26 protein-coding genes are annotated in these 23,322 nt (G+C 71.0%); 13 read left to right on the top strand and 13 right to left on the bottom strand.

Annotated features, from left to right (window positions below; genetic code table 11):
- The gene (locus G127AT_RS07500) at positions 1–747 is read left to right on the top strand and encodes an enoyl-CoA hydratase/isomerase family protein (protein WP_210901551.1); all 747 of its coding nucleotides are present in this window, start codon (positions 1–3) and stop codon (positions 745–747) included.
- Between the two features lie 54 nt (positions 748–801).
- Positions 802–2,160, top strand: a complete 1,359-nt coding sequence (locus G127AT_RS07495; RefSeq protein ID WP_210901550.1) for an MFS transporter — start codon at positions 802–804, stop codon at positions 2,158–2,160.
- Positions 2,161–2,309: 149 nt separating this feature from the next.
- Here the strand turns inward: G127AT_RS07495 and G127AT_RS07490 are convergent, their stop codons facing one another.
- The 3 genes from G127AT_RS07490 to G127AT_RS07480 form a co-directional block, all read right to left on the bottom strand.
- Positions 2,310–2,651, bottom strand: coding sequence for a histone-like nucleoid-structuring protein Lsr2 (locus tag G127AT_RS07490; RefSeq protein ID WP_210901549.1), 342 nt, complete (start codon positions 2,649–2,651; stop codon positions 2,310–2,312).
- Positions 2,652–2,787: 136 nt separating this feature from the next.
- Entirely contained in the window at positions 2,788–5,352 is a 2,565-nt protein-coding gene (locus G127AT_RS07485; protein ID WP_210901547.1) for an MMPL family transporter, read from the bottom strand.
- Between the two features lie 6 nt (positions 5,353–5,358).
- A complete protein-coding gene (locus G127AT_RS07480; protein ID WP_210901543.1) occupies positions 5,359–5,733 on the bottom strand; it encodes a DUF2255 family protein in 375 nt (124 codons plus the stop codon).
- A gap of 165 nt (positions 5,734–5,898) precedes the next feature.
- Here G127AT_RS07480 and G127AT_RS07475 point away from each other — a divergent pair, with 165 nt between their 5' ends.
- Together G127AT_RS07475 and G127AT_RS07470 are read left to right on the top strand one after the other, a co-directional pair.
- Entirely contained in the window at positions 5,899–6,654 is a 756-nt protein-coding gene (locus tag G127AT_RS07475) for an SDR family oxidoreductase (protein WP_210901541.1), read from the top strand.
- On the top strand, positions 6,651–7,109 hold the full coding sequence (locus G127AT_RS07470; protein WP_210901539.1) for a MaoC family dehydratase: 459 nt from the start codon (positions 6,651–6,653) through the stop codon (positions 7,107–7,109). The genes G127AT_RS07475 and G127AT_RS07470 overlap by 4 nt, the downstream gene beginning before the upstream one ends.
- A gap of 106 nt (positions 7,110–7,215) precedes the next feature.
- On the opposite strand, the gene G127AT_RS07465 is transcribed toward G127AT_RS07470, so the two are convergent.
- Genes G127AT_RS07465 through G127AT_RS07435 form a run of 7 tightly spaced genes read right to left on the bottom strand, consistent with a single transcriptional unit; the run spans position 7,216 to position 11,998 of the window.
- Positions 7,216–7,425 carry an SCO4848 family membrane protein gene (locus tag G127AT_RS07465; protein WP_210901537.1) on the bottom strand — a complete coding sequence of 70 codons (210 nt, stop codon included), beginning with the start codon at positions 7,423–7,425 and terminating at the stop codon, positions 7,216–7,218.
- A 31-nt stretch (positions 7,426–7,456) separates the two neighbouring features.
- Positions 7,457–7,897 carry a PIN domain-containing protein gene (locus tag G127AT_RS07460; RefSeq protein ID WP_210901535.1) on the bottom strand — a complete coding sequence of 147 codons (441 nt, stop codon included), beginning with the start codon at positions 7,895–7,897 and terminating at the stop codon, positions 7,457–7,459.
- 2 nt (positions 7,898–7,899) lie between these two features.
- Positions 7,900–8,151 carry a type II toxin-antitoxin system Phd/YefM family antitoxin gene (locus tag G127AT_RS07455; RefSeq protein ID WP_210901533.1) on the bottom strand — a complete coding sequence of 84 codons (252 nt, stop codon included), beginning with the start codon at positions 8,149–8,151 and terminating at the stop codon, positions 7,900–7,902.
- A 32-nt stretch (positions 8,152–8,183) separates the two neighbouring features.
- Positions 8,184–8,561: a fluoride efflux transporter CrcB gene (gene crcB / locus G127AT_RS07450; RefSeq protein ID WP_210901531.1), complete on the bottom strand. Its 378-nt coding sequence runs from the start codon at positions 8,559–8,561 to the stop codon at positions 8,184–8,186.
- Positions 8,558–8,977 (bottom strand): fluoride efflux transporter FluC, encoded by a 420-nt coding sequence (locus G127AT_RS07445; RefSeq protein WP_210901529.1) that lies wholly within the window; start codon positions 8,975–8,977, stop codon positions 8,558–8,560. The genes crcB and G127AT_RS07445 overlap by 4 nt, the downstream gene beginning before the upstream one ends.
- Positions 8,974–9,474: a universal stress protein gene (locus G127AT_RS07440; RefSeq protein ID WP_210901528.1), complete on the bottom strand. Its 501-nt coding sequence runs from the start codon at positions 9,472–9,474 to the stop codon at positions 8,974–8,976. Before G127AT_RS07440 ends, G127AT_RS07445 begins: the two co-directional genes overlap by 4 nt.
- Positions 9,475–9,511: 37 nt before the next feature.
- Positions 9,512–11,998: an MMPL family transporter gene (locus tag G127AT_RS07435; protein ID WP_210901526.1), complete on the bottom strand. Its 2,487-nt coding sequence runs from the start codon at positions 11,996–11,998 to the stop codon at positions 9,512–9,514.
- Between the two features lie 110 nt (positions 11,999–12,108).
- On the opposite strand from G127AT_RS07435, the gene G127AT_RS07430 reads away from it, so the two are divergent.
- Positions 12,109–12,675: a TetR/AcrR family transcriptional regulator gene (locus G127AT_RS07430; protein ID WP_210901524.1), complete on the top strand. Its 567-nt coding sequence runs from the start codon at positions 12,109–12,111 to the stop codon at positions 12,673–12,675.
- Here G127AT_RS07430 and G127AT_RS07425 read toward each other — a convergent pair whose 3' ends face one another.
- Positions 12,676–13,245, bottom strand: coding sequence for an IclR family transcriptional regulator (locus G127AT_RS07425; RefSeq protein ID WP_210901521.1), 570 nt, complete (start codon positions 13,243–13,245; stop codon positions 12,676–12,678).
- Here G127AT_RS07425 and G127AT_RS07420 point away from each other — a divergent pair.
- Genes G127AT_RS07420 through G127AT_RS07410 form a run of 3 tightly spaced genes read left to right on the top strand, consistent with a single transcriptional unit; the run spans position 13,228 to position 14,933 of the window.
- Positions 13,228–14,247: an amidohydrolase family protein gene (locus G127AT_RS07420; protein ID WP_210901519.1), complete on the top strand. Its 1,020-nt coding sequence runs from the start codon at positions 13,228–13,230 to the stop codon at positions 14,245–14,247. The genes G127AT_RS07425 and G127AT_RS07420 overlap by 18 nt on opposite strands.
- Before the next feature lie 60 nt (positions 14,248–14,307).
- Complete coding sequence (locus G127AT_RS07415; RefSeq protein WP_210901517.1) at positions 14,308–14,559, top strand: ribbon-helix-helix domain-containing protein; 252 nt, start codon at positions 14,308–14,310, stop codon at positions 14,557–14,559.
- Complete coding sequence (locus tag G127AT_RS07410; RefSeq protein ID WP_210901515.1) at positions 14,556–14,933, top strand: type II toxin-antitoxin system VapC family toxin; 378 nt, start codon at positions 14,556–14,558, stop codon at positions 14,931–14,933. Before G127AT_RS07415 ends, G127AT_RS07410 begins: the two co-directional genes overlap by 4 nt.
- 43 nt (positions 14,934–14,976) lie before the next feature.
- Here the strand turns inward: G127AT_RS07410 and G127AT_RS07405 are convergent, their stop codons facing one another.
- Complete coding sequence (locus G127AT_RS07405; RefSeq protein WP_210901513.1) at positions 14,977–16,206, bottom strand: acetyl-CoA C-acetyltransferase; 1,230 nt, start codon at positions 16,204–16,206, stop codon at positions 14,977–14,979.
- A 138-nt stretch (positions 16,207–16,344) separates the two neighbouring features.
- On the opposite strand from G127AT_RS07405, the gene G127AT_RS07400 reads away from it, so the two are divergent.
- Positions 16,345–17,700, top strand: coding sequence for an ISL3 family transposase (locus G127AT_RS07400; RefSeq protein ID WP_425305876.1), 1,356 nt, complete (start codon positions 16,345–16,347; stop codon positions 17,698–17,700).
- A gap of 231 nt (positions 17,701–17,931) precedes the next feature.
- Here G127AT_RS07400 and G127AT_RS07395 read toward each other — a convergent pair whose 3' ends face one another.
- Positions 17,932–19,158 (bottom strand): acyl-CoA dehydrogenase family protein, encoded by a 1,227-nt coding sequence (locus tag G127AT_RS07395; protein WP_210901511.1) that lies wholly within the window; start codon positions 19,156–19,158, stop codon positions 17,932–17,934.
- 93 nt (positions 19,159–19,251) lie between these two features.
- Here G127AT_RS07395 and G127AT_RS07390 point away from each other — a divergent pair, with 93 nt between their 5' ends.
- The 4 genes from G127AT_RS07390 to G127AT_RS07375 all read left to right on the top strand — a co-directional run bounded on the left by G127AT_RS07390 (position 19,252) and on the right by G127AT_RS07375 (position 23,245).
- A complete protein-coding gene (locus tag G127AT_RS07390; RefSeq protein ID WP_210901509.1) occupies positions 19,252–19,974 on the top strand; it encodes a QsdR family transcriptional regulator in 723 nt (240 codons plus the stop codon).
- A 28-nt stretch (positions 19,975–20,002) separates the two neighbouring features.
- Positions 20,003–20,479, top strand: a complete 477-nt coding sequence (locus tag G127AT_RS07385) for an acyl-CoA thioesterase (protein ID WP_210901507.1) — start codon at positions 20,003–20,005, stop codon at positions 20,477–20,479.
- Positions 20,480–20,840: 361 nt separating this feature from the next.
- Positions 20,841–22,043 carry a phosphotransferase family protein gene (locus G127AT_RS07380; protein WP_210901503.1) on the top strand — a complete coding sequence of 401 codons (1,203 nt, stop codon included), beginning with the start codon at positions 20,841–20,843 and terminating at the stop codon, positions 22,041–22,043.
- A complete protein-coding gene (locus G127AT_RS07375) occupies positions 22,043–23,245 on the top strand; it encodes an acyl-CoA dehydrogenase family protein (protein WP_210901501.1) in 1,203 nt (400 codons plus the stop codon). Before G127AT_RS07380 ends, G127AT_RS07375 begins: the two co-directional genes overlap by 1 nt.
- Positions 23,246–23,322: the final 77 nt, after the last annotated feature.

Raw genomic sequence — 23,322 nt, 5'->3', positions numbered from 1 at the left:
ATGGGAAACGAATCAGGCGGTGGCACCGCCGGCGATGGAAGCGTCTCCGTCGAGCGTCGGGGTGCCATCGCCCTGATCACCCTCGATCGGCCGCGGAAGCGCAACGCACTGTCGACCCACCTCGAGCGGGAGTTGCAGCGCGCGATCTCGAGCGAGGAGGTGACGGGGAGCCGCGCCGTGGTCATCACCGGCGAGGGGGGATGCTTCTCTGCCGGAGCCGATATCACCGAACTCCGTGAGATGACCCCCCGGGCCATCGCCGATTACTATCGCTCGAGCGGTGGCGTCTACGAGGTGGTCGCTGCGCTGCCGCAGCCCGTGGTCGCCGCGATCACCGGCTACTGCCTGGGCGGCGGTCTCGAGCTCGCGCTCGCGGCCGATGTCCGCATCGCCGACGACGAAGCGGTCTTCGGGTTTCCCGAGATCGGGATCGGGATCCTTCCCTCCTCGGGCGGCGTCACGCGCATCACCCGCTGCGTCGGCACCGGGCGGGCCGCGGACCTCGTCCTGCGCGGGCGTCGCTTCGGCGCGGTCGAGGCAGAGCGGTGGGGGGTCGTGAGCGAGGTCGCGGAGCGCGGGCAAGCGTTGTCCCGCGCGCTCGACGTCGCCGCAGAGTTCGCCGAGCGGGACGCGCTCGCGCTCGAGCACACGAAACGAGTGCTCGAGATGAGTCAGGAGGCGAGTCTTGCCGGCTCGCTGCTGCTCGAGCGTCTCGCCTACGCAACCCTCAACCGGACGGAGGCCTGAGCCACACTCTGCGCCCGATGCCGGGCGCCACTCACCAGATCGAAGGGATCTTCAATGAGTTCGTATGACTTCATGGAACACCCGGCGAAGAAGGGATTCCTGACGCGGCTGCTCATCGCCTGCTGCGGCGGTCCGTTCCTCGACGGCTACGTAATGAGCATCATCGGTGTGGCGCTGGTCGGGGTCAGCGCAGAGCTGGAGACATCGGCCGTCGAGATGGGGCTGATCGGTGCCGCCTCCCTCGTCGGTATCTTCATCGGGTCGGCCATCTTCGGATTCCTCACCGACCGCTACGGGCGGGAGAAGATGTACGCGGTCGACCTGCTCGTTCTCGTGGTCGCCTGCGCGATGAGTGTGTTCGTGACCGAAGCGTGGCAGCTCGTCGCGCTCCGCTTCTTGATCGGAGTGGCGATCGGAGCCGATTACCCGATCGCGACCTCGCTATTGACCGAGTTCACGCCGTCGAAGAAGCGCGGCTTCATGGTCGGGGCGTCGGCGGTGGCATGGTCGGCCGGAGCCGTGGCGGCCTACATGATGGGCGCGCTCGTCGTGGGAATCAGCGGCGACAACGGGCAGTGGCGCCTGCTGCTCGGATCCACCGCGGTGCTCGGCGTCATTGTGATCCTGCTGCGGCGCGGCATTCCGGAGTCGCCGCGCTGGCTTGCGCGCAACGGGCGCGTGGCGGATGCCGAGCGCGTGGCGAAGGACATCTACGGCGTCGATGTCTCCCTCGCCGAAGCCGACCAGAGCAACGAGGTCGGAGAGCCGGCGAAGATCGACCTGAAGCCGTTGTTCCGGGGCCAGTATCTGCGACGCCTCATCATGTGCAGCGTCCTGTACATCGCGGTCGTCACCCCGCTCTACGGACTGGTGACGTTCTTGCCCGCCCTTCTCGAGGGATTCCACATCGATGGCGGTGGGGTTTCCGGAATGTGGGTCGAAACGGTGATCCTCGCGATCACGGTCGCCGGTTCCCTCGTCGCAATGTCGAAGGTCGACTCCTGGGGGCGCCGACCGCTCGCCGTGGTGCCGTTGCTGCTCATGGCGGTGCCGCTGCTCGGCTTGTGGCTCTGGACGGAATCGCCCATCTGGTTCGTGCTCATCGCATTCTGCTCGTACAACTTCTTCTCCGGCGGGCCGAGCATTCTCGTCTGGATCTACCCCAACGAACTCTTCCCGACGCAGTATCGCGCGAGTGCCGTCGGCATCGGGACTGCGGCCAGCCGGTTCGGCGCGGCGACGGGAACCTACCTGATGCCCATCAGCCTGGAGACGTTCGGCGCCGGAACCACCATGCTGTTCGGTGCCATTCTCACCCTTGTGGCGTTCGTCGTCGTCTACATCATGGCGCCCGAGACCCGAGGGCGGTCGCTCGAACAGACCGGGGCGATCAAGGTGGTATCGCGCCCGTAGGGCGGGCATCGAGCACGAAGGCCTCGTCCGCACGTGAACGTGCGGACGAGGCCTTCGGCGATTCTCGGTGGGTCTTCCCACCGGCCGAACGCTTCAATGCGGTCGGATCACAGCGACTGGATCAGCGCTGCCGGATCACCGCGATCGGGTCAGTGCGCGGCGTCGTACTCGGCGAGGATCGCCTCGGAGACGCGGCCGCGGTCGGAGACCTTGTGCCCCTTGCCGCGCGCCCACTCGCGGATCGCGTTCAGGTCCCGACCGGAGGGGTTGCGGCGCGGGGCGCGGCGCGGTGCCGGAGCGCCTGCGCGAAGCGAACGGCCGGCCTTCAGGTAGGGCGCGAGCGCGTCGCGCAGTTCCTTCGCATTCGCCTCGGTGAGGTCGATCTCGAAAGCGCGGCCGTCGAGGGCGAATTGCACGGTCTCGCCGTCGCCGGGTTCGAGGACGGTTCCGTCGAGGTCGTCGACGAGCTGGTGGATGATTTTGCGTGCCATGGCGAACAGTGTAGCCATTCATGTGCATTCGCGGGCAATACTCGCACGGCGAATTCACGAGAATAGCGCGTATGACCTATTCAGTCGGTCATATGACGCATCGATGGCCGATGCTCATCAGCGGAACTGCGCGGAATCAGGTCGATTCCCCGCCCGCCGGCACCGAGACCGCCGGCGCGGCATGGTGCTTGCGCTCGAGGGCCGCGCCCTCGACATCCACATTGGGCATGATGTGGTCCAGCCATTTCGGGATCCACCATGCCGCAGACCCCAGCATGTGCATGAGGGCGGGCATCAGCAGCATCCGCACGACGAAGGCATCGACGAGCACGCCGAAGGCGAGGCCGAAGCCGATCGAGCGGATCATCGTCGATTCGGCGAACACGAAACCGCCGAACACCGACACCATGATGAGGCCGGCGGCGATCACCACGTTGCGGCCCGCACGGAATCCGAGCGAAACCGCCAATCGTGCCTTCGCCCCGTGCACATAGGCCTCGCGCATTCCGCTCGCGAGGAACAACTGGTAGTCCATCGCGAGGCCGAAGAGGATGCCGACGAGAATGACGGGCAGGAAGCTCAGGATCGGACCCGTCTGGATGCCGAGCGGCGCGGCGAGCCACCCCCACTGGAAGACCGCGACGACCGCGCCGTAGGTCGCGAACAACGACAGGATGAACCCGCCGGTCGCGATGAGCGGCACGAGCAGCGAGCGGAATACCAGGATCATGATGAGCAGCGACAGGCCCACCACCACGATGAGATAGACCGGCAGCACATCGGCGAGGTTCGCCGAGATATCGATATTGATCGCGGCCTGCCCGGCGACGCCGAGTTCGATCTCGTCGTTCACCGGCGGCAGCGCGCGCAGATCCCGCACCAGACCCTCGGTCGAGGCGCTGCTCGGGCCCTCCGCGGGGATCACCTGGAATGCGGCCAGCTCGCCGTCCTCCGAGACGGCGACGGGCGCGACCGCGACGACGTCGTCCTGCTCGGCGAGCGTGCGCGCGACGTCGAGCTGCGCCGTTTGCCGGTCGGCCTCGTCGAGCCCGGCCGGCAGTTCGGCGGCGACGAGCAACGGTCCGTTCGCCCCGGGCCCGAACGCGTCCTCGGTGAGGACGTGCGCCCGGTGGGCGTACGAGTCGGTCGCCTCGGCGGATCCATCCGGCAACCCCACCCGCATCGACAGGGCCGGGATCGCCACGATGAGCAGCACCACGATCGTGCCGAGCACGGTCACGATCGCCCGCCACCACGGCATCGGCTTCGCCTTCGCGTCGACGTGGTCCACCTCGCCGATGCGACGTTGCGCGCGCCGGCTCAGGATGTGCGTCTTGAACAGGCCGAGCAGCGCCGGCGTCAGCGAGATCGCGATGAGCACGGCGACGAGCACGCAGACGGCGCCGACGGTGCCCATGACGCCGAGGAACGGGATGCCGGTGATGTTCAGCGCGAGCAGGGCGACGACGACCGTCGAGCCGGCGAAGACGACCGCGTTGCCGGCCGTGCCGTTCGCGAGCCCGGCGGACTCGACGACCTCGGCGCCGTGCAGCAGCTGCGTCCGATGCCGGTTCACGATGAACAGGGAGTAGTCGATGCCGACAGCCAGGCCCAGCATCACGCCGAGGATCGGGGTGACGGATGCCATCTGCACGATCCCCGAGAAGGCGAGCGAGGCGAGCACGCCGACCCCGACGCCGACGGCGGCGGTCACGATCGGCATCATCGCCGCCAGCAGCGAGCCGAGCATGACGAGCAGCACGATCGCGGCGAACACGACGCCGACGATCTCGCCGACCCCGAGGATCTGCGGCACGCCCTGCGAGATCTCGGTCGAGAAGGCGACCTCGACGCCGTCGATCGGCTCTGCCGTGAAGTGGTCGATGACGGCCTGCTTCGACGACTCGGCGAGCTCCATGCGGGGCTCGGTGAAGGCGACGCTCACGAGCGCCGTCGCGCCGTCGTCCGACACCAGGCGGATGCCGGAGGCGAGCTGCAGCAGCTCCCCGCCCTCTTCGGCGCGCGCCGCCTGGTCCTCGAGTTCGGCGCGCTGCGCGTCGAGCTCGGCCTGCTGCTCCTCGAGCGTGTCGCGCTGGGGCTGGATGGCCGCTTTCTGCGCGTCGAGCTCGGCCTGCTGGGCGTCGAGCGCCGCCAGCTGCTCGGGCGGTGCGCCTGCCGCCTCGGCCTGCTCGCGGGCGGCATCGAGCTGGGCCTGCGCATCGGCGAGTTGCGCCTCGCCCGCCTCGAGCTGGGCGAGGCCGGCATCCAGCTGCTCCTGCCCGGCATCCAGTTGCGCACGACCCGCTTCGAGCTGATCGGCGGCGCCGGCGAGCTCCTCGGCCTGCCCGGCCCGCTCGGCCTCGGTGGCGAACGGGTCGACGACGTTCGCCACATCGGGCAGGCTCCCGGCATCCGCCACCAGGGCCGCGATCCGCTCCTGCTGCTCGGGCGTGAACGCCTCGCCGTCCTCGCGGTGCAGCACGACGGTGCCGGAGGCGCCCGCGAGGTCGGGCAGCTTCTGCTGGAGCTCGTCGAGCACCTCTTCGGAGGCGGTGCCGGGCACGTCGAGGTTCGTCGCGAGACCCTTGAACCCGATCGCGAAGGCGCCGCCGGCGATCGCGAGGATCACGATCCATGCCCCGATCACCCACCAGGCGCGGCCCGCGGCGAACTTTCCCAGACGGTACAGCAGCTCGGCCATGGGGGCTCAGCTCTCCGGGCTCACACGGAGCGTGGTGGATCCGGCCGGCTCGCCGACGACGGTCGCGACGATGCTCGCCGGGTGCGCCGCGTACTTGTCCCGGTAGGCGCCGTCGACGGCTTCGTTCTCGGCGGGGTCGCCGGGGGTGAAGGTCACGTCGCGTTCGACGCCGCCCGCGCGGATGCGGCCCGTGCCGGCCGCCTTCGCCCTCCGGTACCAGCCGTTGTCGGGGCCGTACGCCGAGCGGATGTAGACGGCGCCGGCGACCACGACGACCCAGATCGTCACGAACGGGCGCAGACTGCCGTCGCGCCGCCTCGATGAGACCTGCAGTTCTTCGGCGTCGCCGATGCGTTCGAGTTCGTCCGCCGTCCAGGCCATGGTGATCCCCCGATTCCCCAAGTCATCCCCACGATACTCTGCGGCCCGGGCGTGCGGGAGGGGCGGGGGTGGATGCCGGAAGGCGCTCGTCGGGGGCGGGGCGGCATCCGCTCGCGAACATACCGCATGGTCGGTATGCTTGCGCGCACGACGAAAGGACCCCGCATGACCCGAACCGCCATCGTCACCGGAGCCGCCCGCGGCATCGGCGCCGCAACCGCCCGCCGCCTCGCCGCCGACGGCTGCCACGTCGCCGTCATCGACCTCGACGAGAACACCGCCGCCGGCACCGCCGCAGCCATCGCGGCCGAGACCCCCGGCATCCGCACCCTCGGCATCGGCGCCGACGTGTCGGATGCCGCAGCCGTCGAAGCCGCCGTCGCCCGCGTCGCCGCCGAACTCGGCGCCCCGACCGTGCTCGTCAACAACGCCGGCATCCTCCGCGACAACCTGCTGTTCAAGATGAGCGAGACCGACTGGGATGCGGTGCTCGGCGTGCACCTGCGCGGCGCCTTCCTCATGAGCCGCGCGGTGCAGGCCCACCAGGTCGACGCGAAATGGGGGCGCATCGTGAACCTGTCGAGCACCTCGGCGCTCGGCAACCGCGGCCAGGCGAACTACGCCGCCGCCAAGGCCGGCATGCAGGGGTTCACGAAGACCCTCGCGATCGAACTCGGCCGTTTCGGCGTGACCGCGAACGCCGTCGCCCCCGGCTTCATCGAGACCGACATGACGCGCGCCACCGCCGAACGCATGGGCGTGCCCTTCGAGGACTTCCTCGCCGCCGCAGCAGCGGAAATCCCCGTCGGCCGCGCCGGCACGCCCGAGGACATCGCCGCAGCCGTCGCCTTCTTCTGCCGCGAAGACGCCGGATTCGTCTCCGGCCAGGTGCTCTACGTCGCCGGAGGGCCGCGCGCATGAGCATCGCAGCCGCCTCGCCCGCCGCCCTCGCCGACGCCGTCGGCACGCGGATCGCCGGCGACTGGTTCGAGATCGACCAGGCCCGCATCCAGGCGTTCGCCGACGCCACCTGCGACCACCAGTGGATCCACCTCGACGAGGCCCGCGCCGCCGCCGGCCCCTTCGGGGCGACCATCGCCCACGGCTACCTGACGCTCTCGCTCATCCCGCACCTCACCGCCGGCCACCTCGACGTCGCCGGAACCGCCATGGTCGTCAACTACGGCCTCGACCGGGTGCGGTTCCTGCAACCGGTCACGAGCGGCTCCCGCGTGCGCGCCGTCTCGGAACTCACCGGCGTCCAGCCCGGGCCGCAGGGCGTGCGGGCCGCCGTGACCGTCACGATCGAGATCGAGGGGGCGGATCGCCCGGCGCTCATCGCCGAGACCGTCGCGCTGTTCGTGCCGGAGGCGTGAGGGGTCGGAGTGGATGCCGGGGCGCCGGGGCTCCGGTCTGCGACCGGCCCCCGTGCGATCTCGGATGAGCCGCCGCCCGGCCTCAGACGAGCCCCGCCGTGCGATCTCAGATGAGGAGGAGCGCCGCCGTCACGGCCGAAGCGACGCCCAGCACGATGCCGATCACGATCAGCACCAGATGCACGGTGTAGAACGGCGTGCGCCGCCCGTCGGCGTCACGCGCCCTGGGATCGGCGGCGATACGCGGATAGAACCGCGGCCACGCGACGAGATTGAACACGGCGTTCGCCGCCAGCAGCACCACGGCGAGGATCAAGAAGGCCACCCGTCGATCGTAGGCGGTCGCGTCAGGGGGAGGTCGGTGGGGGAGCTGAACCGGACATGGTCGATGCGTCGATGATCTGCATCTCCCGATCGAGCAAGGCGACGTCCCGAGCATTCAGGGTGACGAGAGCGAGGTCATGGGCGGCCGCTACGGCCGCAATCATACGATCGGTGCGGTTCGCCTTCGGATCTCCCTTCCGCTCGATGATCGCCGTGGCGAAGCGGCCGAACACGGTCGCGGCCCGATCATCGAAGGGGAGGCCGGCACCGAAGATGTCTCGAACGGAGTCGAGCGCAAGGGCTCGCCGACGCATTGTGCTTCGCGATCCCGCGACGGCGACGCCGAGCTGGAGTTCGGCGTAGCTCAGAGAAGCGATCGAGACCGTGTCGAAGACACTGCCGTCGATCTGGGTGTGTTCTTGTGTGAGCGCGATGATGACCGAAGTATCGAGTAGGGCGTGCACGCTCAGTCGGCCCAGTAGTCGCGGTCCGCACGGCGGCGCGCATCGCCGATATCGTCCGCCATTCCCGGATCGAAGGCCACGCGGCTGAGCGCGGCGAAGGCCTCGGCGGCTGGGACGCCGGTTCGGCGTACATGCGGGACCAGGTCTGCGATCGGTCGCCGATGCTTCACGATCACGAGCGTCTCGCCGTCGCTCACGCGATTCAGGGCATCAGTCGGGTTCTGGCGGAGTTCGCCGACGGAGACGGTCTTCATATCGACAGTCTACGCCGAATCTAGACTTTTATCTATAACGCCCGGCCGAGGGCGAGGCCGGCGAGGGCCGCGGCGCCGCAGAGCAGGAACATGCCGGCGCCGTTCAGCACCGCGGCGAGCCGGCGACGCTCCAGGAAGAGCCGCACCGTCTCGGCGCTCGCCGTGCTGAACGTCGTGTACCCGCCGAGGAAGCCCGTGCCGAGCACCACGGCCAGCTCCGGGTCCGGGATGCCGCGCTCGCCGAGACCCGTCAGCAGCCCGAGCAGGAACGAGCCGACGATGTTCACGAGCAGGGTGCCGAGCGGGAACCCGACGCGGACGAGGCGCCGCACCCCCTCGTCCATCAGATACCGGCACGCCGCGCCGATGCCGCCGGCGAGCGAGGCCAGGAGGACCAGCAGCGGGCTCACGCGGGCCGCCGCCGTTCGGTGCGCCCGTGCATCCACCCGCCGAGGCCGAAGCCGGCCAGCGTCGCCGCCGCACCCGCCAGCAGGGTCGCGAGGATGTAGACGACGCCGAGCACCGGCGCCGACTCCAGCAACCGCACCGACTCGACCGCGAACGCGCTGTACGTCGTGAAGCCGCCGCAGAAGCCCGTGCCCGCCGCGAGCCGCAACGCGCGCCGCCGCCCCTCGTCGGGTCCGCGCCGCCGGAGCACCTCGAGCAGCGCCCCCAGCACGAACGCCCCGACGAGGTTCACCGTGAGCGTCGCCCACGGCATCCCGCCGCTCGCCGGCAGCAGCAGACCGATGCCGATGCGGGCCGCCGAGCCGAGCGTGCCGCCGGCCGCGACGAGCAGCGCCGAGCGGCCGAGGCCCGCCGTCACCCCTCGTCCCAGGGGAGGCGCTCGCCGTCGCCGGCCGGGTCGAGGGGGATGACGACGACCGGCAGCGGCTGGACATGCGCGAGACGCGCACCCACCGAGCCCGCGAAGAAGCGCTGCACCGAGGCGAGCACGGAACGCTCACGGGTGCCGACGACGATCATCTGCGCCCCGAGCCGCTCGGCGAGGCGGGCGAGCGCATGGGCCGGCTCGCCGACGAGGGCGCGCGCCTCGGCATCCACCCCGCCCGCGAGCTCGCGGACATGCTCGGCGTATGCGGCATCCGGGGTCTCTTCGCGCTCGTCGGGCAGGTCGGGGTCGACGGATGCCGAACGCACCGAGCCGTCGGGGTGCTCGTCGACGGCGTACCGGGCCGGGTCGACCGTCGCGACGACGAGCGCGGCGTCGAAACGGCGGGCGAACTCCGCGGCGCGGACGACGACGGGGTCGTGCCGCTCGCCGGCGAGGACGCCGACGACCACGGGGCCGGATGCCGTCATACCCTCATTCTGCCCCCGGCTGCCGGATCCTGCGCCGCTATGCCGCGGGCGTCGCGTGGTGCCGCCGCTCGAGGGCTGCACCCTCGACATCCACATCGGGCAGGATGCGATCCAGCCACTTCGGGATCCACCACGCCGACCGGCCCAGCAGGTGCATGAGCGCCGGCATCAGCAGCATCCGCACGACGAACGCATCCACGAGCACGCCGAACGCGAGGCCGAAGCCGATCGAGCGGATCATCGTCGACTCGGCGAACACGAACCCGCCGAACACCGAGATCATGATGAGACCCGCCGCGATCACCACCGACCGCCCCGCGCGGAAGCCGCGCGCGACCGCGAGCCTGGCCGGAGCCCCGTGCACGTACGCCTCGCGCATGCCGGTCGCGAGGAACAACTGGTAGTCCATCGCGAGGCCGAAGAGGATGCCGACGAGGATGACGGGCAGGAAGCTCAGGATCGGGCCGGTGTGGATGCCCAGGGCATCCGCCCCCCACCCGAACTGGAACAGAGCGACGACCGCGCCGTACGTCGCGAACAGCGACAGCACGAAGCCGCCGGTCGCGATGAGCGGCACCAGGATCGAGCGGAACACGAGGATCATGATGAGCAGCGAGATGCCGACGACGACCGCGAGATAGAGGGGCAGCACGTCGAGCAGGTTCTCGGAGATGTCGATGTTGATCGCCGCCTGGCCGGCGACGCCGAGCTCGATGTCGCCGTCGATCGCGGGCAGCTCCCGCAGCTCCCGCACGAGGGCGTCGGTGGATGCCGCGTTCGGCCCCTCCGCCGGGATCACCTGGAAGGCGGCGAGCTCGCCGTCCTCCGACACGGCGATCGGGGCGACGGCCGTCACATCCGGCTGCTCGGACAGGGTGCGGGCCACCTCGAGCTGCGCGGCATCCACCGCGTCGTCGTCGAGACCGGACGGCAGGGACGCCGTCACCAGCAGCGGGCCGTTCGCACCGGCCCCGAACGACTCCTCGGTCGTCATGAACGCCCGGTAGGAGGCGGAATCGGCCGGCTCGGAAGACCCGTCGGGAAGGCCGACGCGCATGTCGAGGGCCGGCACCGCGATCGCCAGCAGCGCCGCCGCCGACACCAGCACCGTGCCGATCGCACGCCAGGTGCGCATCGGCTTCGCCTTCGCATCCTCGTGATGCACCTGCCCGATGCGGGCGCGGGCGCGCTTGCCGAGCACGCGGATGCCGAGGAGCCCCAGGATCGCCGGCGTCATGGTGACCGCGATGAGGACGGCGATGAGCACGCTGATCGCACCGACCGTGCCCATCAGGCCGAGGAACGGCACCCCGGTGACGTTCAGGGCGAGGAGGGCGACGATCACCGTGGTGCCGGCGAAGACGACCGCGTTGCCGGCGGTGCCGTTCGCGAGCCCGATCGACTCGATCGGTTCGGCGCCCTCGAGCAGCTGCTTGCGATGCCGGTTGATGATGAACAGCGAATAGTCGATGCCGACGGCCAGGCCCAGCATGACCCCGAGGATCGGGGTGACGGATGCCATCTGCACCACCCCCGAGAACGCCAGCGCACCGAGGGCGCCGATGGCGACGCCGACGAGCGCGGTGACGATCGGCAGGGCGGCGGCGATGATCGAGCCGAGCATGACGAGCAGCACGACGGCGGCGAAGGCGACGCCGACGACCTCGCCGACGCCGATGATCTTCGGCACGCCCTGGGCGATGTCGGTCGAGAACGACACGGTCACCCCGTCGATCGGCTCGGATTCGAAGTGGTCGATGACCGCATCCTTCGAGGCCTGCTCGAGTTCGAGGCGGGGTTCGGTGAAGGCGACGTTCACGAGCGCGGCCGAGCCGTCTTCGGAGACCATGCGGATGCCGTCGGCGAAGCCGAGCAGTTCTGCGCCGTCGTCCAGGCGCTGCTGCTGCGTCTCGAGCTCGGCGCGAGCATCGTCCAGCTCGGCCTGCTGGCCGGCGACGGCCTCGCGCTGCGCGTCGAGCGCGGCCTGCTGGGCGTCGAGCTCGTCGGTGGGGAAGCCGGCGGCCGTGGCCTGCTCGCGCCCGGCGTCGAGCTGCGCCTGCGCGTCGTCGAGCTGGGCGAGGCCCGCGTCGAGCTGTGCCTGCCCGGCATCCAGCTGCGCCTCGCCGTCGGCGATCTGCGTGCGGCCGTCGGCGAGCTTCGCAGCCTGCTCGGCCCGCTCCGCCTCGGTGTCGAAGGGGTCGACGACCCCCGAGACGTCCGGCAGCCCGTCGGCGTCGTCGACGAGTGCGCCGATCGCGTCCTTCTGCGCCTCGGTGAACGCTTCGCCGTCCTCCGTCTCGAACACGACGGTTCCGGATGCCCCGGCGAAGTCGGGCAGCTGCTCCTCGAGCTCGGCGATGACCTCGCCCGAGGCGGTGCCGGGGATGTCGAAGCTCGTCGCGAGCCCCTTGAACCCGATGAGGAAGCCGCCGGCGGCGATCGCGAGCACCGCGATCCACGACCCGATCACGACCCAGCCGCGGCGTGCCGCGAAGGTGCCGAGCCGGTAGAGCAGTTCCGCCATTGGGGGGTCCTTCCGAAAAGGTCGGGTGTGGATGCCGTGGGTCGCGCAGCCGCGAGCGCAATCAGAATACGAAACGTCGCGTCTCGTTGACTGAACGTAGGATGTGAGGCATGGCGGAGGGACGGCGCGGTGCCGCGCGGAGCGAGACGGCTCGCCTCGCGATCCTCGAAGCGACCGCCCGCCAATTCGCCGGCAGCGGCTTCGACCACCTCACCATGGAGGGCATCGCCGCCGACGCCGGCGTCGGCAAACAGACCATCTACCGGTGGTGGCCCTCCAAGGCCGCGCTCGTGGCCGAGGCCCTCATCGAGGGCATGCTGCTGCCCGACCGCTTCGTGCCCGCCGACACCGGAGACATCCGCCGCGACCTCGCCGACTGGCTCGACGACCTCTTCGCCTTCGTCGGCGACCCCGCCCACGACACCCTCGTGCGATCCCTCTTCGCCGTCGCCATCGAACACGCCGACGTCGGCACCCGGCTCCGCGAGAACCTCGGCACCTCCCTCGTCGCCGCCCGCATGGACTCCGCCGTCGCCGCCGGCCAGATCCCGCCCGACGCCCCCCGCACAGAGATCGTCGAACTCCTCGTCGGCGGCGTCGTGTTCCGCATCCTGAACCGCACCCCGATCACCCCCGACACCTCCGGACGCCTCGTCGCGGCGGTGCTGGGAGCCTGATCAGGCGGCGGCCTCGCCGATGAGCCGGGCCGCCTCCTTCACCGCCCGGCCGGCGTCCGCCGGCGTCGGCGCCAGCGCATCCGCGAAGAGCAGCGATACCGCACCCGTCCAGTCGTGCGAGGCGAGGCTCAACGGGGCGGACGCCGCGACCGTGCCCGGCGCAACCTCGGCGTGGCTGACGGCATAGCCCACATGCCGGGCGGCGGTCACCGCCCGCCGCTCCCCGGGCCGGTGCGGCAGGGCGGCCGCCGCGGCGATCCCCGACGCGCCCCGGCTCAGCGCATGCCGCTGGCCCTCCCTGTGGGCGACGCGCACCCCCGAACTCGTCGGTTCGACCGACACCAGGCAGACGACCTCCTCGCCGTCGACGACATTCAGGATCGCCGTGCAGCGCAGCTCCTCCGCGAAGCGCCCGAGGATCGGCTTCGCGATTCCGCGGACCTCGATGCCGACGCGCCGCGAGAGCGAAAGCAGCCGGATATCGGAATGCTGTTCCCGAATGCGGAACGTCGCTCCTAGGGTCGGGCGCAAGCCGAACAGAAAGCAGACGACATGCGCATCGACCTCCACTCGCACTTCTACCCGAAGGAATTCTTCGACATCATCGAGGAGGCGGACTCCGACTTCTCGTTCGGCGTCGGAACCGACGGGATGCGGTTCATCGCCTACCAGGGAGCCCGGTTCTTCGGGCTGACCGAGCCGATGTCGCGCATGGACCTCCGGCTCGAGGCGATGGATCGCGCCGGCGTCGACGTGGCCGTCATGTCGGTCGGGCCCCTGCCGCAGTTCATCAAGGACCGCGACCAGCAGATCCGCGCGGCCAAGTTCCTGAACGACCGCTACGCCGAACTCATCGCGGAGAACCCCGACCGGCTCGGCGCCTACGCGACCGTGCCGATGGCGGATCCGAAGGCCGCGCTCGCCGAGGTCGATCGCATGGTCGACGGCGCCGGGTTCAACGGCGTCATCCTGCCGAGCAACATCGCCGGCGACTACTACGACGATCCCCGATTCGAGCCCTTCCTCAGCGAGGCGAACGATCGCGGGCTCACCCTCTTCATGCATCCGCTGCTCGCGCCCGCGAACAACACCCTGCGCGACTTCGTGATGGGCCCGATCCTCGGTTTCATGTTCGACACGACGATCTCGGTCGCGAGGCTCGCCTACTCGGGAACCCTCGACCGGTACCCGAACATCACATGGCACATCGGGCACGCCGGCGGCGCCGTCGCCTGGCTCATGGAGCGGATCGACAACGGCTACCGCGACTACGCCGAAGACCGCAAGCACATCGACCACCTGCCGAGCGAGTCGATCAAACGCCTCTACTTCGACACCGTCACCTTCAACCCGCACAACCTGCGCTTCCTCCGCGACATCGTCGGCACCGACCACATGGTGCTCGGCACCGACTTCCCGCACCCGCTCGGCGGCATCGAGAAGGGCGTCGCCTCGATCGAGGCGATGGAGGTGCCCCGGCACGAGAAGGAGCAGATCTTCTCGGGCACCGCGCTCAGCATCCTGAACAACGCCGAACGGCTGGGGCAGGCGCAGCTCGTCGCCGCGGTCTGACGGTTCACGGACGGCGGGCCGCTCGGGTGTGCGCGGCCCGCCGTGATGTAGGATTACATCATGTTGCGCACGCAGATCTCGCTCACGGATGAGGACCGCGCCCTGCTCGACGCCGAGGCGGCCCGGACCGGCCGATCCATCTCCGCGCTGATCCGCGACGCCGTCGAGCGCACGTACGGGTCGGCGAGCGATGTCGACGAAGACATCGAGGCGATCGACCGGGCGTTCGGAGCCTGGCAGGACCGCGATATCGACGGCGCGGCATACGTCGAAGGCCTGCGTTCGGGAGATCGCCTGGCCGGCGCCCGATGAGCATCCTCGTCGACACCTCCGTGCTCATCGACGTGCTCCGGGGCATCCCCGAGGCGGCGGGCGTGCTGCGCGATGCGCGGGCCGATGGGCCCCTGCACGCGAGCGAGATCACCCGACTCGAAGTGCTCGCCGGGATGCGCCCGCGCGAAGAGGCGGCGACCCGCGAACTGCTCGACGTGCTGAACTGGCGCCCTGTGGACGACCGGATCGCCGAAGTCGCCGGCGAACTCGGCCGCGCGTGGCTTCCCGGCAACCGCGGCATCGATTCCGCAGACCTCGCGATCGCCGCCACCGCCATCGTGCTCGATGCCCGGTTGTTCACGCGGAACGTCAAGCACTTCCCGATGTTCCACGGCCTGACCGCCCCGTACTGACGCAGCCGACCCGTCTACCCGCGCTCTGCGCCGCTTCGCTCGGTCACACCCGCTCGAGCACCAGCGCCATGCCCTGCCCGCCGCCGACGCACATCGTCTCGAGGCCGTAGCGGCCGCCGCCCTCGCCGAGCGCGTTGATGAGCGTCGAGGTGATGCGCGCCCCGGTCATGCCGAACGGATGCCCGACGGCGATCGCCCCTCCGTGCACGTTCAGGCGCTCCGGGTCGATGCCGAGCTGCCTGGCCGAGGGCACGACCTGGGCGGCGAACGCCTCGTTGATCTCGACGAGGTCGACGTCGTCGATGCTGAGGCCGGCCCGCTCGAGCGCCTGCCGCGACGCCTCGACGGGGCCGAGGCCCATGATCTCGGGGGAGAGGCCGCTGACCCCGGTCGAGACGATCCGGGCCAGCGGCTGCAGCCCGAGCTCGTCGACGATGCGATCGCTGACGACGACCACGGCGGCCGCGCCGTCGTTCAGGGGGCAGGCGTTGCCGGCGGTGACCGTGCCGCCGGGGCGGAACACGGGATCCAGGGCGGCGAGGGTTTCGACGGTGACGCCGGCGCGCGGGCCGTCGTCGGCCGCGACGACGGTGCCGTCGGCGAGCGTCACCGGGGTGATGTCGCGGCCCCAGAATCCGCTCGCGATGGATGCTTCGGCGCGCTGCTGGCTGCGTGCGGCGAACGCGTCCTGCTCGTCGCGGCCGACGCCGGTGAGCTCGGCGACGTTCTCGGCGGTCTGCCCCATCGCGATGTACGCGTCGGGCAGCTCGCCGGCCTCGCGGGGGTCGCGCCACGGCATCCGCCCCGGCTCGCTCGCGGCTCGCGCCTCGGTGCGTGCGAGGGCGTCGGCGAAGCGCGGATTCCGCACATCCTCGCCCGGGATGAAGTCGCTGGAGCCCCGCATCGTGTGCGTCACCGATTCGACGCCGGCCGACACGAACACCTCGCCCTCGCCCGCCTTGATCGCGTGGAACGCCATCCGCGTCGTCTGCAGGCTCGACGAGCAGTACCGGTTCACGGTCGTGCCCGGCACCCCGTCGAGGCCGAGGAGCACGGCGACGATGCGCGCCATGTTCATGCCCTGCTCGCCGCCGGGCAGGCCGCAGCCGAGCATGAGGTCTTCGACGCGGGCCGGGTCGAGGCCGGGCACCTTCGCGAGGGCGGCATCGACCATCTGCGCGGCGAGGTCGTCGGGGCGGATGCCGGCGAGGGACCCTTTGCGGGCGCGGCCGATGGGGGAGCGGGCGGTGGCGACGATGTACGCCTCGGGCATGGTCGGTCCTTTCAGGGCTCTGCGCAGTCTGGGTGGGGGCGGGTGAGTTTGGCGGGCGTGTTGTGGCGTGGTGAGGCGGGTCGAGGTCCGGAGGATCGGTAGCGACCAAACTGCCTGTCTGTCCGGAGACCTCGACCCGTGCCCGATGCTACCCACTGCGCTGATGCGCGCCCAGGTTCCTCTGCTGCTTACTGTGATCGTTGCGACCTGCTCGTCGGGCTCGACGGGCTCCGCGTCACCGGGGTCGAGCACCGCAGTGACGGTGTACTCGTCATCGATGTCGAGTCGCCGCCGGGGCCGGTGGGCTGCCCGGGGTGCGGGGTGGTCGCGGAATCGGCGGGACGGAAGGCACTTGTTCTGAAGGACGCCCCGATGGGCACTCGGCCGGTGCGGGTGAGGTGGCGAAAGCGCCGCTGGCGGTGTCGCCAGGACGGATGCGAGGTGCGCGCGTTCACGGAGCAGAACCCGGCTGTTGCCGCCCCGAACGCGATCTTGACGGCCCGCGCGGTGGCCTGGGCGGTGACGCAGATGCGACGTGAGAACGCGTCGGTGCGCGGTGTCGCTCGGCAGCTGCGGGTCGCGTGGGGCACCGTCTGGACGCACGTGGAAGCCGAGTTGCAGCGGCGCGAGAAAGACCCGGGCCGGTTCGATGGCGTCGAGGTGCTCGGCGTGGACGAGCACCTCTGGCACCACGTCTCCACCAAGCCCGTCGCCGAGGGCGGCCGAGGCCCGAAAGAACTGACCGGGATGGTCGATCTCACCCGCGACGCGTCCGGTCACGTCAGGGCGCGGCTGCTCGATCTGGTGCCGGGCCGGTCCTCGAAGGCATACGCCGACTGGATCAAGGAACGCACGCCGGAGTTCCGGACCGGCGTCAAGATCGCCGCTCTTGACCCGTTCGCCGGATACAAGAAGGCCCTCGACGACGAGCTCGACGATGCCACCGCTGTGCTGGATGCGTTCCACGTCGTCAAGCTCGGCACCGCTGCGGTTGACGAGGTCCGCCGCCGAGTCCAGCAGGACACCCTCGGACACCGCGGCCGCAAGGGCGACCCGCTCTACGGGATCCGCAACATCCTCCGCGCCGGAAGAGACCGACTCACCGACAAGCAAAGGAGCCGACTCGAAACCGCGTTCGCCCGACAGGAAGAGCACATCGAGGTCGAAGTCGCCTGGCACGCCGCTCAGCAACTCCGCGACGCCTACAAGCACCCAGACCTCACGGAGGGACGCAAGATCGCGCTGGCCGTTCTCGGATCATTCCCCTCGTGCCCGATCCCGGAGATCGCCCGGCTCGGGAAGACACTGAACCAGTGGCGTGACGCATTCCTCGCGTACTGGGCGACGAACCGGTCATCCAACGGTGGCACCGAAGCCGTGAACGGACTCATCGAGCTCGCCCGCCGGGTCGCCCGCGGATTCCGCAACTACGACAACTACAGACTCAGAATGCTCCTCATCGCCGGCGGCCTCGATACCCCCGCCCCCACCTAAAATCCGAAGAGCCCCTTTCAGGGGTGGATGCAGGGGTGTGGATGCGGGTGGGCGGGGTCTCGATACGGCGCTGCGCGCCTACTCGACCGGCGGGTGTGCGGAGGTGGGCGGGGTCTCGATACGGCGCTTCGCGCCTACTCGACCGGCGGGTGCGCGGGGGCGGGGGGCTCGATACGGCGCTGCGCGCCTACTCGACCGGCGGCGCTTCGCCGGGTGTCGCGACGCTCGCGCTCAGACGAACGCGGCGTGCCCGGTGATCGCCCGGCCGACGATGAGGGTGTTCATGTCGTAGGTGCCCTCGAAGGTGTACACGGCTTCGGCGTCGGCGAAGTAGCGGGCGACGCCGTGGTCGAGCTGGATCCCGTTGCCGCCGAGGATCTCGCGGCACCAGGCGACGACTTCGCGCATCCGGGCGGTCACGAACGCCTTCGCCATCGCCGAGTGGTGGTCGCGCTGCGCGCCCTCGTCCTGCATCGCCGACACCCGTACGCACAGGGCGATCGAGGCGGTGATGTTCGACAGGGCGTTCGCGAGCTTCTCCTGCACCAGCTGGAACGATGCGATCGGTCTGCCGAACTGGGTGCGCTCCTTCGCATAGGCGAGGGCGGCCTCGTAGGCGCCGACGGCGACGCCGATGCCCTGCCAGGCGACCTCGGCGCGGGTGAGGCGCAGCACGATCGCGACATCGCGGAACGAGTGGATGCCGGGCAGGCGGTCCGACTCGGGCACGACGACGTCCTGCAGGGTGATGTCGGCGTTCTCGACGCCGCGCAGCGACTGCTTGCGTTCGATCTTCGTCGCCGTGAAGCCGGCGGCCGGCTGCCGCACGAGGAAGCCCTTCACCTGCTCGTCGGCGGTGTCGCGCGCCCAGATGACGACGACGTCGGCGAAGGTCGCGTTGCCGATCCACCGCTTGGCGCCGTTCAGCACCCACTCCTCGGTGCCGTCGGCCGCCGTGCGGCGGGTCGCGGTGGTCTCGAGGCCCTTGGCGGTGTCGGATCCGTGCCCAGGCTCGGTGAGGCCGAAAGCGCCGATGAGTTCGCCGCGGGCCATCACGGGCAGCCATTCGGCTTTCTGCTCGGGCGAGCCGCCGACCTCGATCGCGTTCATCGCGAGGCCGGAGTGCACGCCGATGAAGGTCGCCGTGGAGGGGTCGGCGCGGGCGATCTCGAGGGCGATCCAGCCGCGGGCGACCGAACTCGAGGCGAAGCGGGCGACCTCGGGGATCGCGGAGCCGAACAGGCCGAGCTCGGCCAGCTGCGGGATGAGGTGGCGGGGGCTTCGCGCCTCCTCCCAGAGCCGGTCGGCGTCGGGGCGCACCTCGGCGTCGAGGAAGGCGCGGATGCGGCCGATCTGAGCCTGCTCTTCGGGTGTGAGCTGCTGCTGGAATGCGTAGAAGTCGGCGTCGAGCAGGGGCGCGGGTGCGCCGATGCCGGCGAGGGTGTCGGTGAGCGTCATCGGTCTTCCTCCGATCGTCGGTGATCACGACGAGTATGCAACACTTTCGGAAATGATGCACCCCTGAGCGGATGCCGGGATACGATGTGCGGCATGGCCGAACCCGCCGCATCGCCCGCCGCCGAGGAGCGCGCCGCGGCATCCACCCCCGGCGGCACGCGCCGACCCGCCGGCCCGCCCACCGGCCGGCCCGGCCGCGAAATCGCACGCATCGGCCTCGAACAAGCACCCTCCTGGCTCTCCGAACGGCTCGCGAGCGGCACCCACGCCGACGCCGTCCGCGCGTTCGACGCCGCCCGTGCCGCCTTCATCGAGGGGCGCCGCATCGACATGAGCGCGCTCGCGGCATCCCTCGGCGTCGACCGCAGCTCCCTGTTCCGCTGGGTCGGCAACCGCGACGCGCTGCTGTCGGAAGTGCTCTGGTCGCTCGCCGCCCCCACCCTCGTGCAGGCCGAAACCGCAGCCGCCGGCCTCACCGGCGCCGAACGCGTCGCCGCCGTCCTCACCCGCTTCGTCGACGACCTCATCGGCGCCGACTACTTCCGCGACTTCCTGCGCCGCGAACCCGCCCGCGCCCTCCGCCTCCTCACCACCAAGGAGAGCCAGATCCAGCGCCGCTACGTCGCCACCGCCGACTGGCTCGTGCGCCGCGAACTCGGCGACGCGCCCCTCGGCGGCGCCATCGACCCGCCCGCGCTCGCCTACCTGCTCGTGCGCGTCTCGGAATCGTTCAGCTACGCCGACCTCATCGCCGGCGACCCGCCGAGCACCGAACGCGCCCGCACCGCGTTCCGCGTGCTGCTGCGGGTCGACTGACGGCATCCACCCCGCCCGGAAGGCCACCGTGACCGACTACCCCGTCCGCATCCCCTTCGAGACCCGCTGGCGCGATAACGACCAGTACGGGCACGTCAACAACGTCGTCTACTACGAGGCCATGGACACCGCCGTGAACGCCTGGATGATCCGGCACGCCGGCCTCGACCCCGCAGGCGGCGGCCCCATCGCCCTCGTCGTCGCCTCGAACTGCCGCTACCTCGCGCCAGCCTCGTTCCCCGAGCCGCTCGAGGTCGGCGTCTCGGTCGGCCGGCTCGGCACGACGAGCGTGACCTGGGCGCTCGGGATCCTGCGCGCGGCCGGCGGGGTGCCGCACGGTGCGGTGCCGGGCGTTTCGTCGGACGGTTCGGATGCGTCGGGCGAGACGATCGCGACGGGCGAATTCGTGCACGTCTTCGTGGATGCCGCCACGCGCCGCCCCGTGCCGGTGCCCGCCGGGGTGCGCGAGGCCTTCGCCGCCTACGGGATGCTCGACCGGGCGTAGCGGCCGGGCCGGCGCTCCGGCGCCGCGGCTGCTGCGCACCGGGTCCGCGCACCGGGTCTGCGAGTGCGGCGGCCTCTGCGCACCGGGTCTGCGCACCGGGTCTGCGAGTGCGGCGGCCTCTGCGCACCGGGTCTGTGAGCGCGGTGGCTTCTGCGCAATGCAGGAACTCGCTCGGCGTGTCGCGCCGCCCATGCGGCGGAGTCGGCCGCGACACGATCGCGTTCCTGCATTGCGCAGGGGTGCAGGGGTGCAGGGGGTGCCGGGGTGCCGGGGTGCGGGTGGCGGCGGTCGCGGGCATACCGACCGCGCGGTATGCTGTGGGGCGAGAGGCGCGCCGCCGGCGCGGGAGAGGTGGTCGAGGATGACCGAAGTGCCCGGACTCGACGTCGATGGGCTCGCGCGCTGGCTCGACAGCGCGCACCCGGAGTTGGTCGACGGCGCAGGGCCGAAGCCCGCGGAGGCCGACGGTGCGGCGGGAGCGGCCGACCTCGCGGAGGCCGGGGCCGGGGCGAGCGACGGGGGCGCGGCGCCCCACGGCATCCGCACCCTGCGGGCGAGCGTCATCGCCGGGGGCCGGTCGAACCTCACCTACCGCATCGACGGGGCGCGCATCCCGCTCGTGCTGCGGCGGCCGCCGCTCGGGCACGTGCTCTCGAGCGCGCACGACATGGCTCGCGAACACCGCGTCATCACGGCGCTCGCCGGCACGGCGGTGCCCGTTCCGCGCACGGTCGACCTCGTCGACGACACGGCGGCCGGCGAGGTCACCGGCACCCCCTTCTTCCTCATGGAGCGCGTCGACGGAACCGTCCTGAATGACCCCGCGCAGAACGCCGCATACACCCCGGCGGGCCTGCACACCCTCGGCATCGAGCTGGCCGAGACCCTCGCCGAACTGCACGGCATCGACCCCGCGAGCGTGGGCCTGGCCGACTTCGGCCGGCCCGCCGGCTACCTCGCCCGGCAGCTGTCGACGTGGCGGCGCCAATACGACGCCTCGCGCTCGCGCGAGCTGCCCGGCCTCGACCGTCTGCAGGAGCGGCTCGGCGAGACCGTTCCCGATGAGGGTGCGGGTGCGGATGCCGCGGGCTCCGGCATCCGCTCGGGCATCGTGCACGGCGACTACCGCCTCGACAACGCGATCGTCGCCGGCCCCGCAGGCGCGCCGCGCATCGCCGCCGTCCTGGACTGGGAGATGGCGACCCTCGGCGACCCGCTCGTCGACCTCGGCATGCTCGGCCTGTACTGGAACATCGCCGACATCCCGGGCGGCGCATCCGTCGCTGCGAGCTCCGTCGACCCGGCCGCCGGGTACCCCGTCTTCGACGAACTCGTCGACGCGTATGCGGCGCGCGCCGGCATCCGCACCCCCGACCTCGGGTGGTATCGGGCGTTCGCGGCATACAAGCTCGCCGTCATCCTCGAGGGCATCCACGTCCGGTTCCGGGCAGGCGAGACCGTCGGGGCCGGGTTCGACCGGATCGGGGAGCTCGTCGCACCGCTCGCCGAAGAGGGGCTCGCGCATGCGGCGAAGCTCCCGGCATCCACCGCGGGGAGGATCTGATGGACTTCGCACCCGACGCCCGCACCGAGGAGCTCACCGAACGCCTGCGCGCGTTCATCGAGGACCGCGTCACGCCCGCCGAGGCCGAGCTCGACGCCGAACTCGCCGCGACGCCCGGCGAATGGGGCCTCCGGCCCGTCGTCGGCCGGCTGCAGGCCGAGGCCCGCGCCGCCGGGCTCTGGAACCTCTTCCTTCCCGGCGACCGCGGCGCCGGCCTCACGAACCTGCAATACGCGCCCCTGGCCGAACTCACCGGCCGCAGCCCCCGCCTCGGGCCCGTCGCCGTCAACTGCGCAGCCCCCGACACCGGCAACATGGAACTCCTCGCCGAATTCGGCACACCCGCCCAGCAGGCCGAATGGCTGGAACCCCTGCTCGACGCGCGCATCCGCTCCGCGTTCTGCATGACCGAACCCGCCGTCGCCTCCTCCGACGCGACGAACATCGCCACCCGCATCCGCCGCGACGGCGACGAATACGTCATCACCGGCCGCAAATGGTGGTCGACGGGCGCGATGAACCCCGACGCGCGCCTCTTCATCGTCATGGGCAAAACCGACCCCGACGCCCCGCGGCACCGGCAGCAGTCGATGATCCTCGTGCCGCGCGACACCCCCGGCGTGCGGATCGTGCGCCCCCTCACCGTCTTCGGCTACGACGACCGCGACCACGGCGGCCACGCCGAGATCGACTTCGACGAGGTGCGCGTGCCGGCCGCGAACCTGCTCGGCGGCGAAGGCGAGGGCTTCGCGATCGCGCAGGCGCGCCTCGGGCCGGGGCGGATCCACCACTGCATGCGCGCCATCGGCATGGGCGAACGCGCCCTCGACCTCGTCCGCGACCGCGCCGGCGAACGGGTCGCGTTCGGGCGGCCCCTGGCCGAACAGGGCGTCGTGCGCGAGTGGATCGCCGAAGCCCGCATCGAGCTCGAAGCCCTCAGGCTGCTCGTGCTGAAGACCGCCTGGCTCATGGACACCGTCGGCAACCGCGCCGCGATGACCGAGATCCAGGCGATCAAGATCGCCGTGCCGCGGGCCGTGCAGCGCATCCTCGACCGCGCCATCCAGGTCTTCGGCGCCGCCGGCCTCTCCGACGACACCCCGCTCGCCGAGATGTTCGCCGGCGCTCGGGCGCTGCGCCTGGCCGACGGACCCGACGAAGTGCACCTCTCCGCGCTCGGGAAGGCCGAGCTCCGACGCTAGACCGTGCACGGGCATCCACCCGGCCGCCGACGCGCCCCCGCAGCGCACGCATCACGCACCACCCCACATCAACGACG

Source organism: Agromyces archimandritae, from assembly GCF_018024495.1.
GTDB classification, from domain to species: Bacteria; Actinomycetota; Actinomycetes; order Actinomycetales; family Microbacteriaceae; genus Agromyces; species Agromyces archimandritae.
The sequence above is the reverse complement of the archived record's forward strand: the minus strand, read 5'-3'. Positions and strand labels throughout refer to the sequence as shown.

Coding starts and splice junctions, on each gene's coding strand:
- G127AT_RS07500 (WP_210901551.1), top strand. CDS start 1: ATGGGAAACGAATCAGGCGGTGGCACCGCCGGCGATGGAAGCGTCTCC.
- G127AT_RS07495 (WP_210901550.1), top strand. CDS start 802: ATGAGTTCGTATGACTTCATGGAACACCCGGCGAAGAAGGGATTCCTG.
- G127AT_RS07490 (WP_210901549.1), bottom strand. CDS start 2,651: ATGGCACGCAAAATCATCCACCAGCTCGTCGACGACCTCGACGGAACC.
- G127AT_RS07485 (WP_210901547.1), bottom strand. CDS start 5,352: ATGGCCGAGCTGCTGTACCGTCTGGGAAAGTTCGCCGCGGGCCGCGCC.
- G127AT_RS07480 (WP_210901543.1), bottom strand. CDS start 5,733: ATGGCCTGGACGGCGGACGAACTCGAACGCATCGGCGACGCCGAAGAA.
- G127AT_RS07475 (WP_210901541.1), top strand. CDS start 5,899: ATGACCCGAACCGCCATCGTCACCGGAGCCGCCCGCGGCATCGGCGCC.
- G127AT_RS07470 (WP_210901539.1), top strand. CDS start 6,651: ATGAGCATCGCAGCCGCCTCGCCCGCCGCCCTCGCCGACGCCGTCGGC.
- G127AT_RS07455 (WP_210901533.1), bottom strand. CDS start 8,151: ATGAAGACCGTCTCCGTCGGCGAACTCCGCCAGAACCCGACTGATGCC.
- G127AT_RS07440 (WP_210901528.1), bottom strand. CDS start 9,474: ATGACGGCATCCGGCCCCGTGGTCGTCGGCGTCCTCGCCGGCGAGCGG.
- G127AT_RS07435 (WP_210901526.1), bottom strand. CDS start 11,998: ATGGCGGAACTGCTCTACCGGCTCGGCACCTTCGCGGCACGCCGCGGC.
- G127AT_RS07430 (WP_210901524.1), top strand. CDS start 12,109: ATGGCGGAGGGACGGCGCGGTGCCGCGCGGAGCGAGACGGCTCGCCTC.
- G127AT_RS07420 (WP_210901519.1), top strand. CDS start 13,228: ATGCGCATCGACCTCCACTCGCACTTCTACCCGAAGGAATTCTTCGAC.
- G127AT_RS07415 (WP_210901517.1), top strand. CDS start 14,308: ATGTTGCGCACGCAGATCTCGCTCACGGATGAGGACCGCGCCCTGCTC.
- G127AT_RS07410 (WP_210901515.1), top strand. CDS start 14,556: ATGAGCATCCTCGTCGACACCTCCGTGCTCATCGACGTGCTCCGGGGC.
- G127AT_RS07405 (WP_210901513.1), bottom strand. CDS start 16,206: ATGCCCGAGGCGTACATCGTCGCCACCGCCCGCTCCCCCATCGGCCGC.
- G127AT_RS07395 (WP_210901511.1), bottom strand. CDS start 19,158: ATGACGCTCACCGACACCCTCGCCGGCATCGGCGCACCCGCGCCCCTG.
- G127AT_RS07390 (WP_210901509.1), top strand. CDS start 19,252: ATGGCCGAACCCGCCGCATCGCCCGCCGCCGAGGAGCGCGCCGCGGCA.
- G127AT_RS07380 (WP_210901503.1), top strand. CDS start 20,841: ATGACCGAAGTGCCCGGACTCGACGTCGATGGGCTCGCGCGCTGGCTC.
- G127AT_RS07375 (WP_210901501.1), top strand. CDS start 22,043: ATGGACTTCGCACCCGACGCCCGCACCGAGGAGCTCACCGAACGCCTG.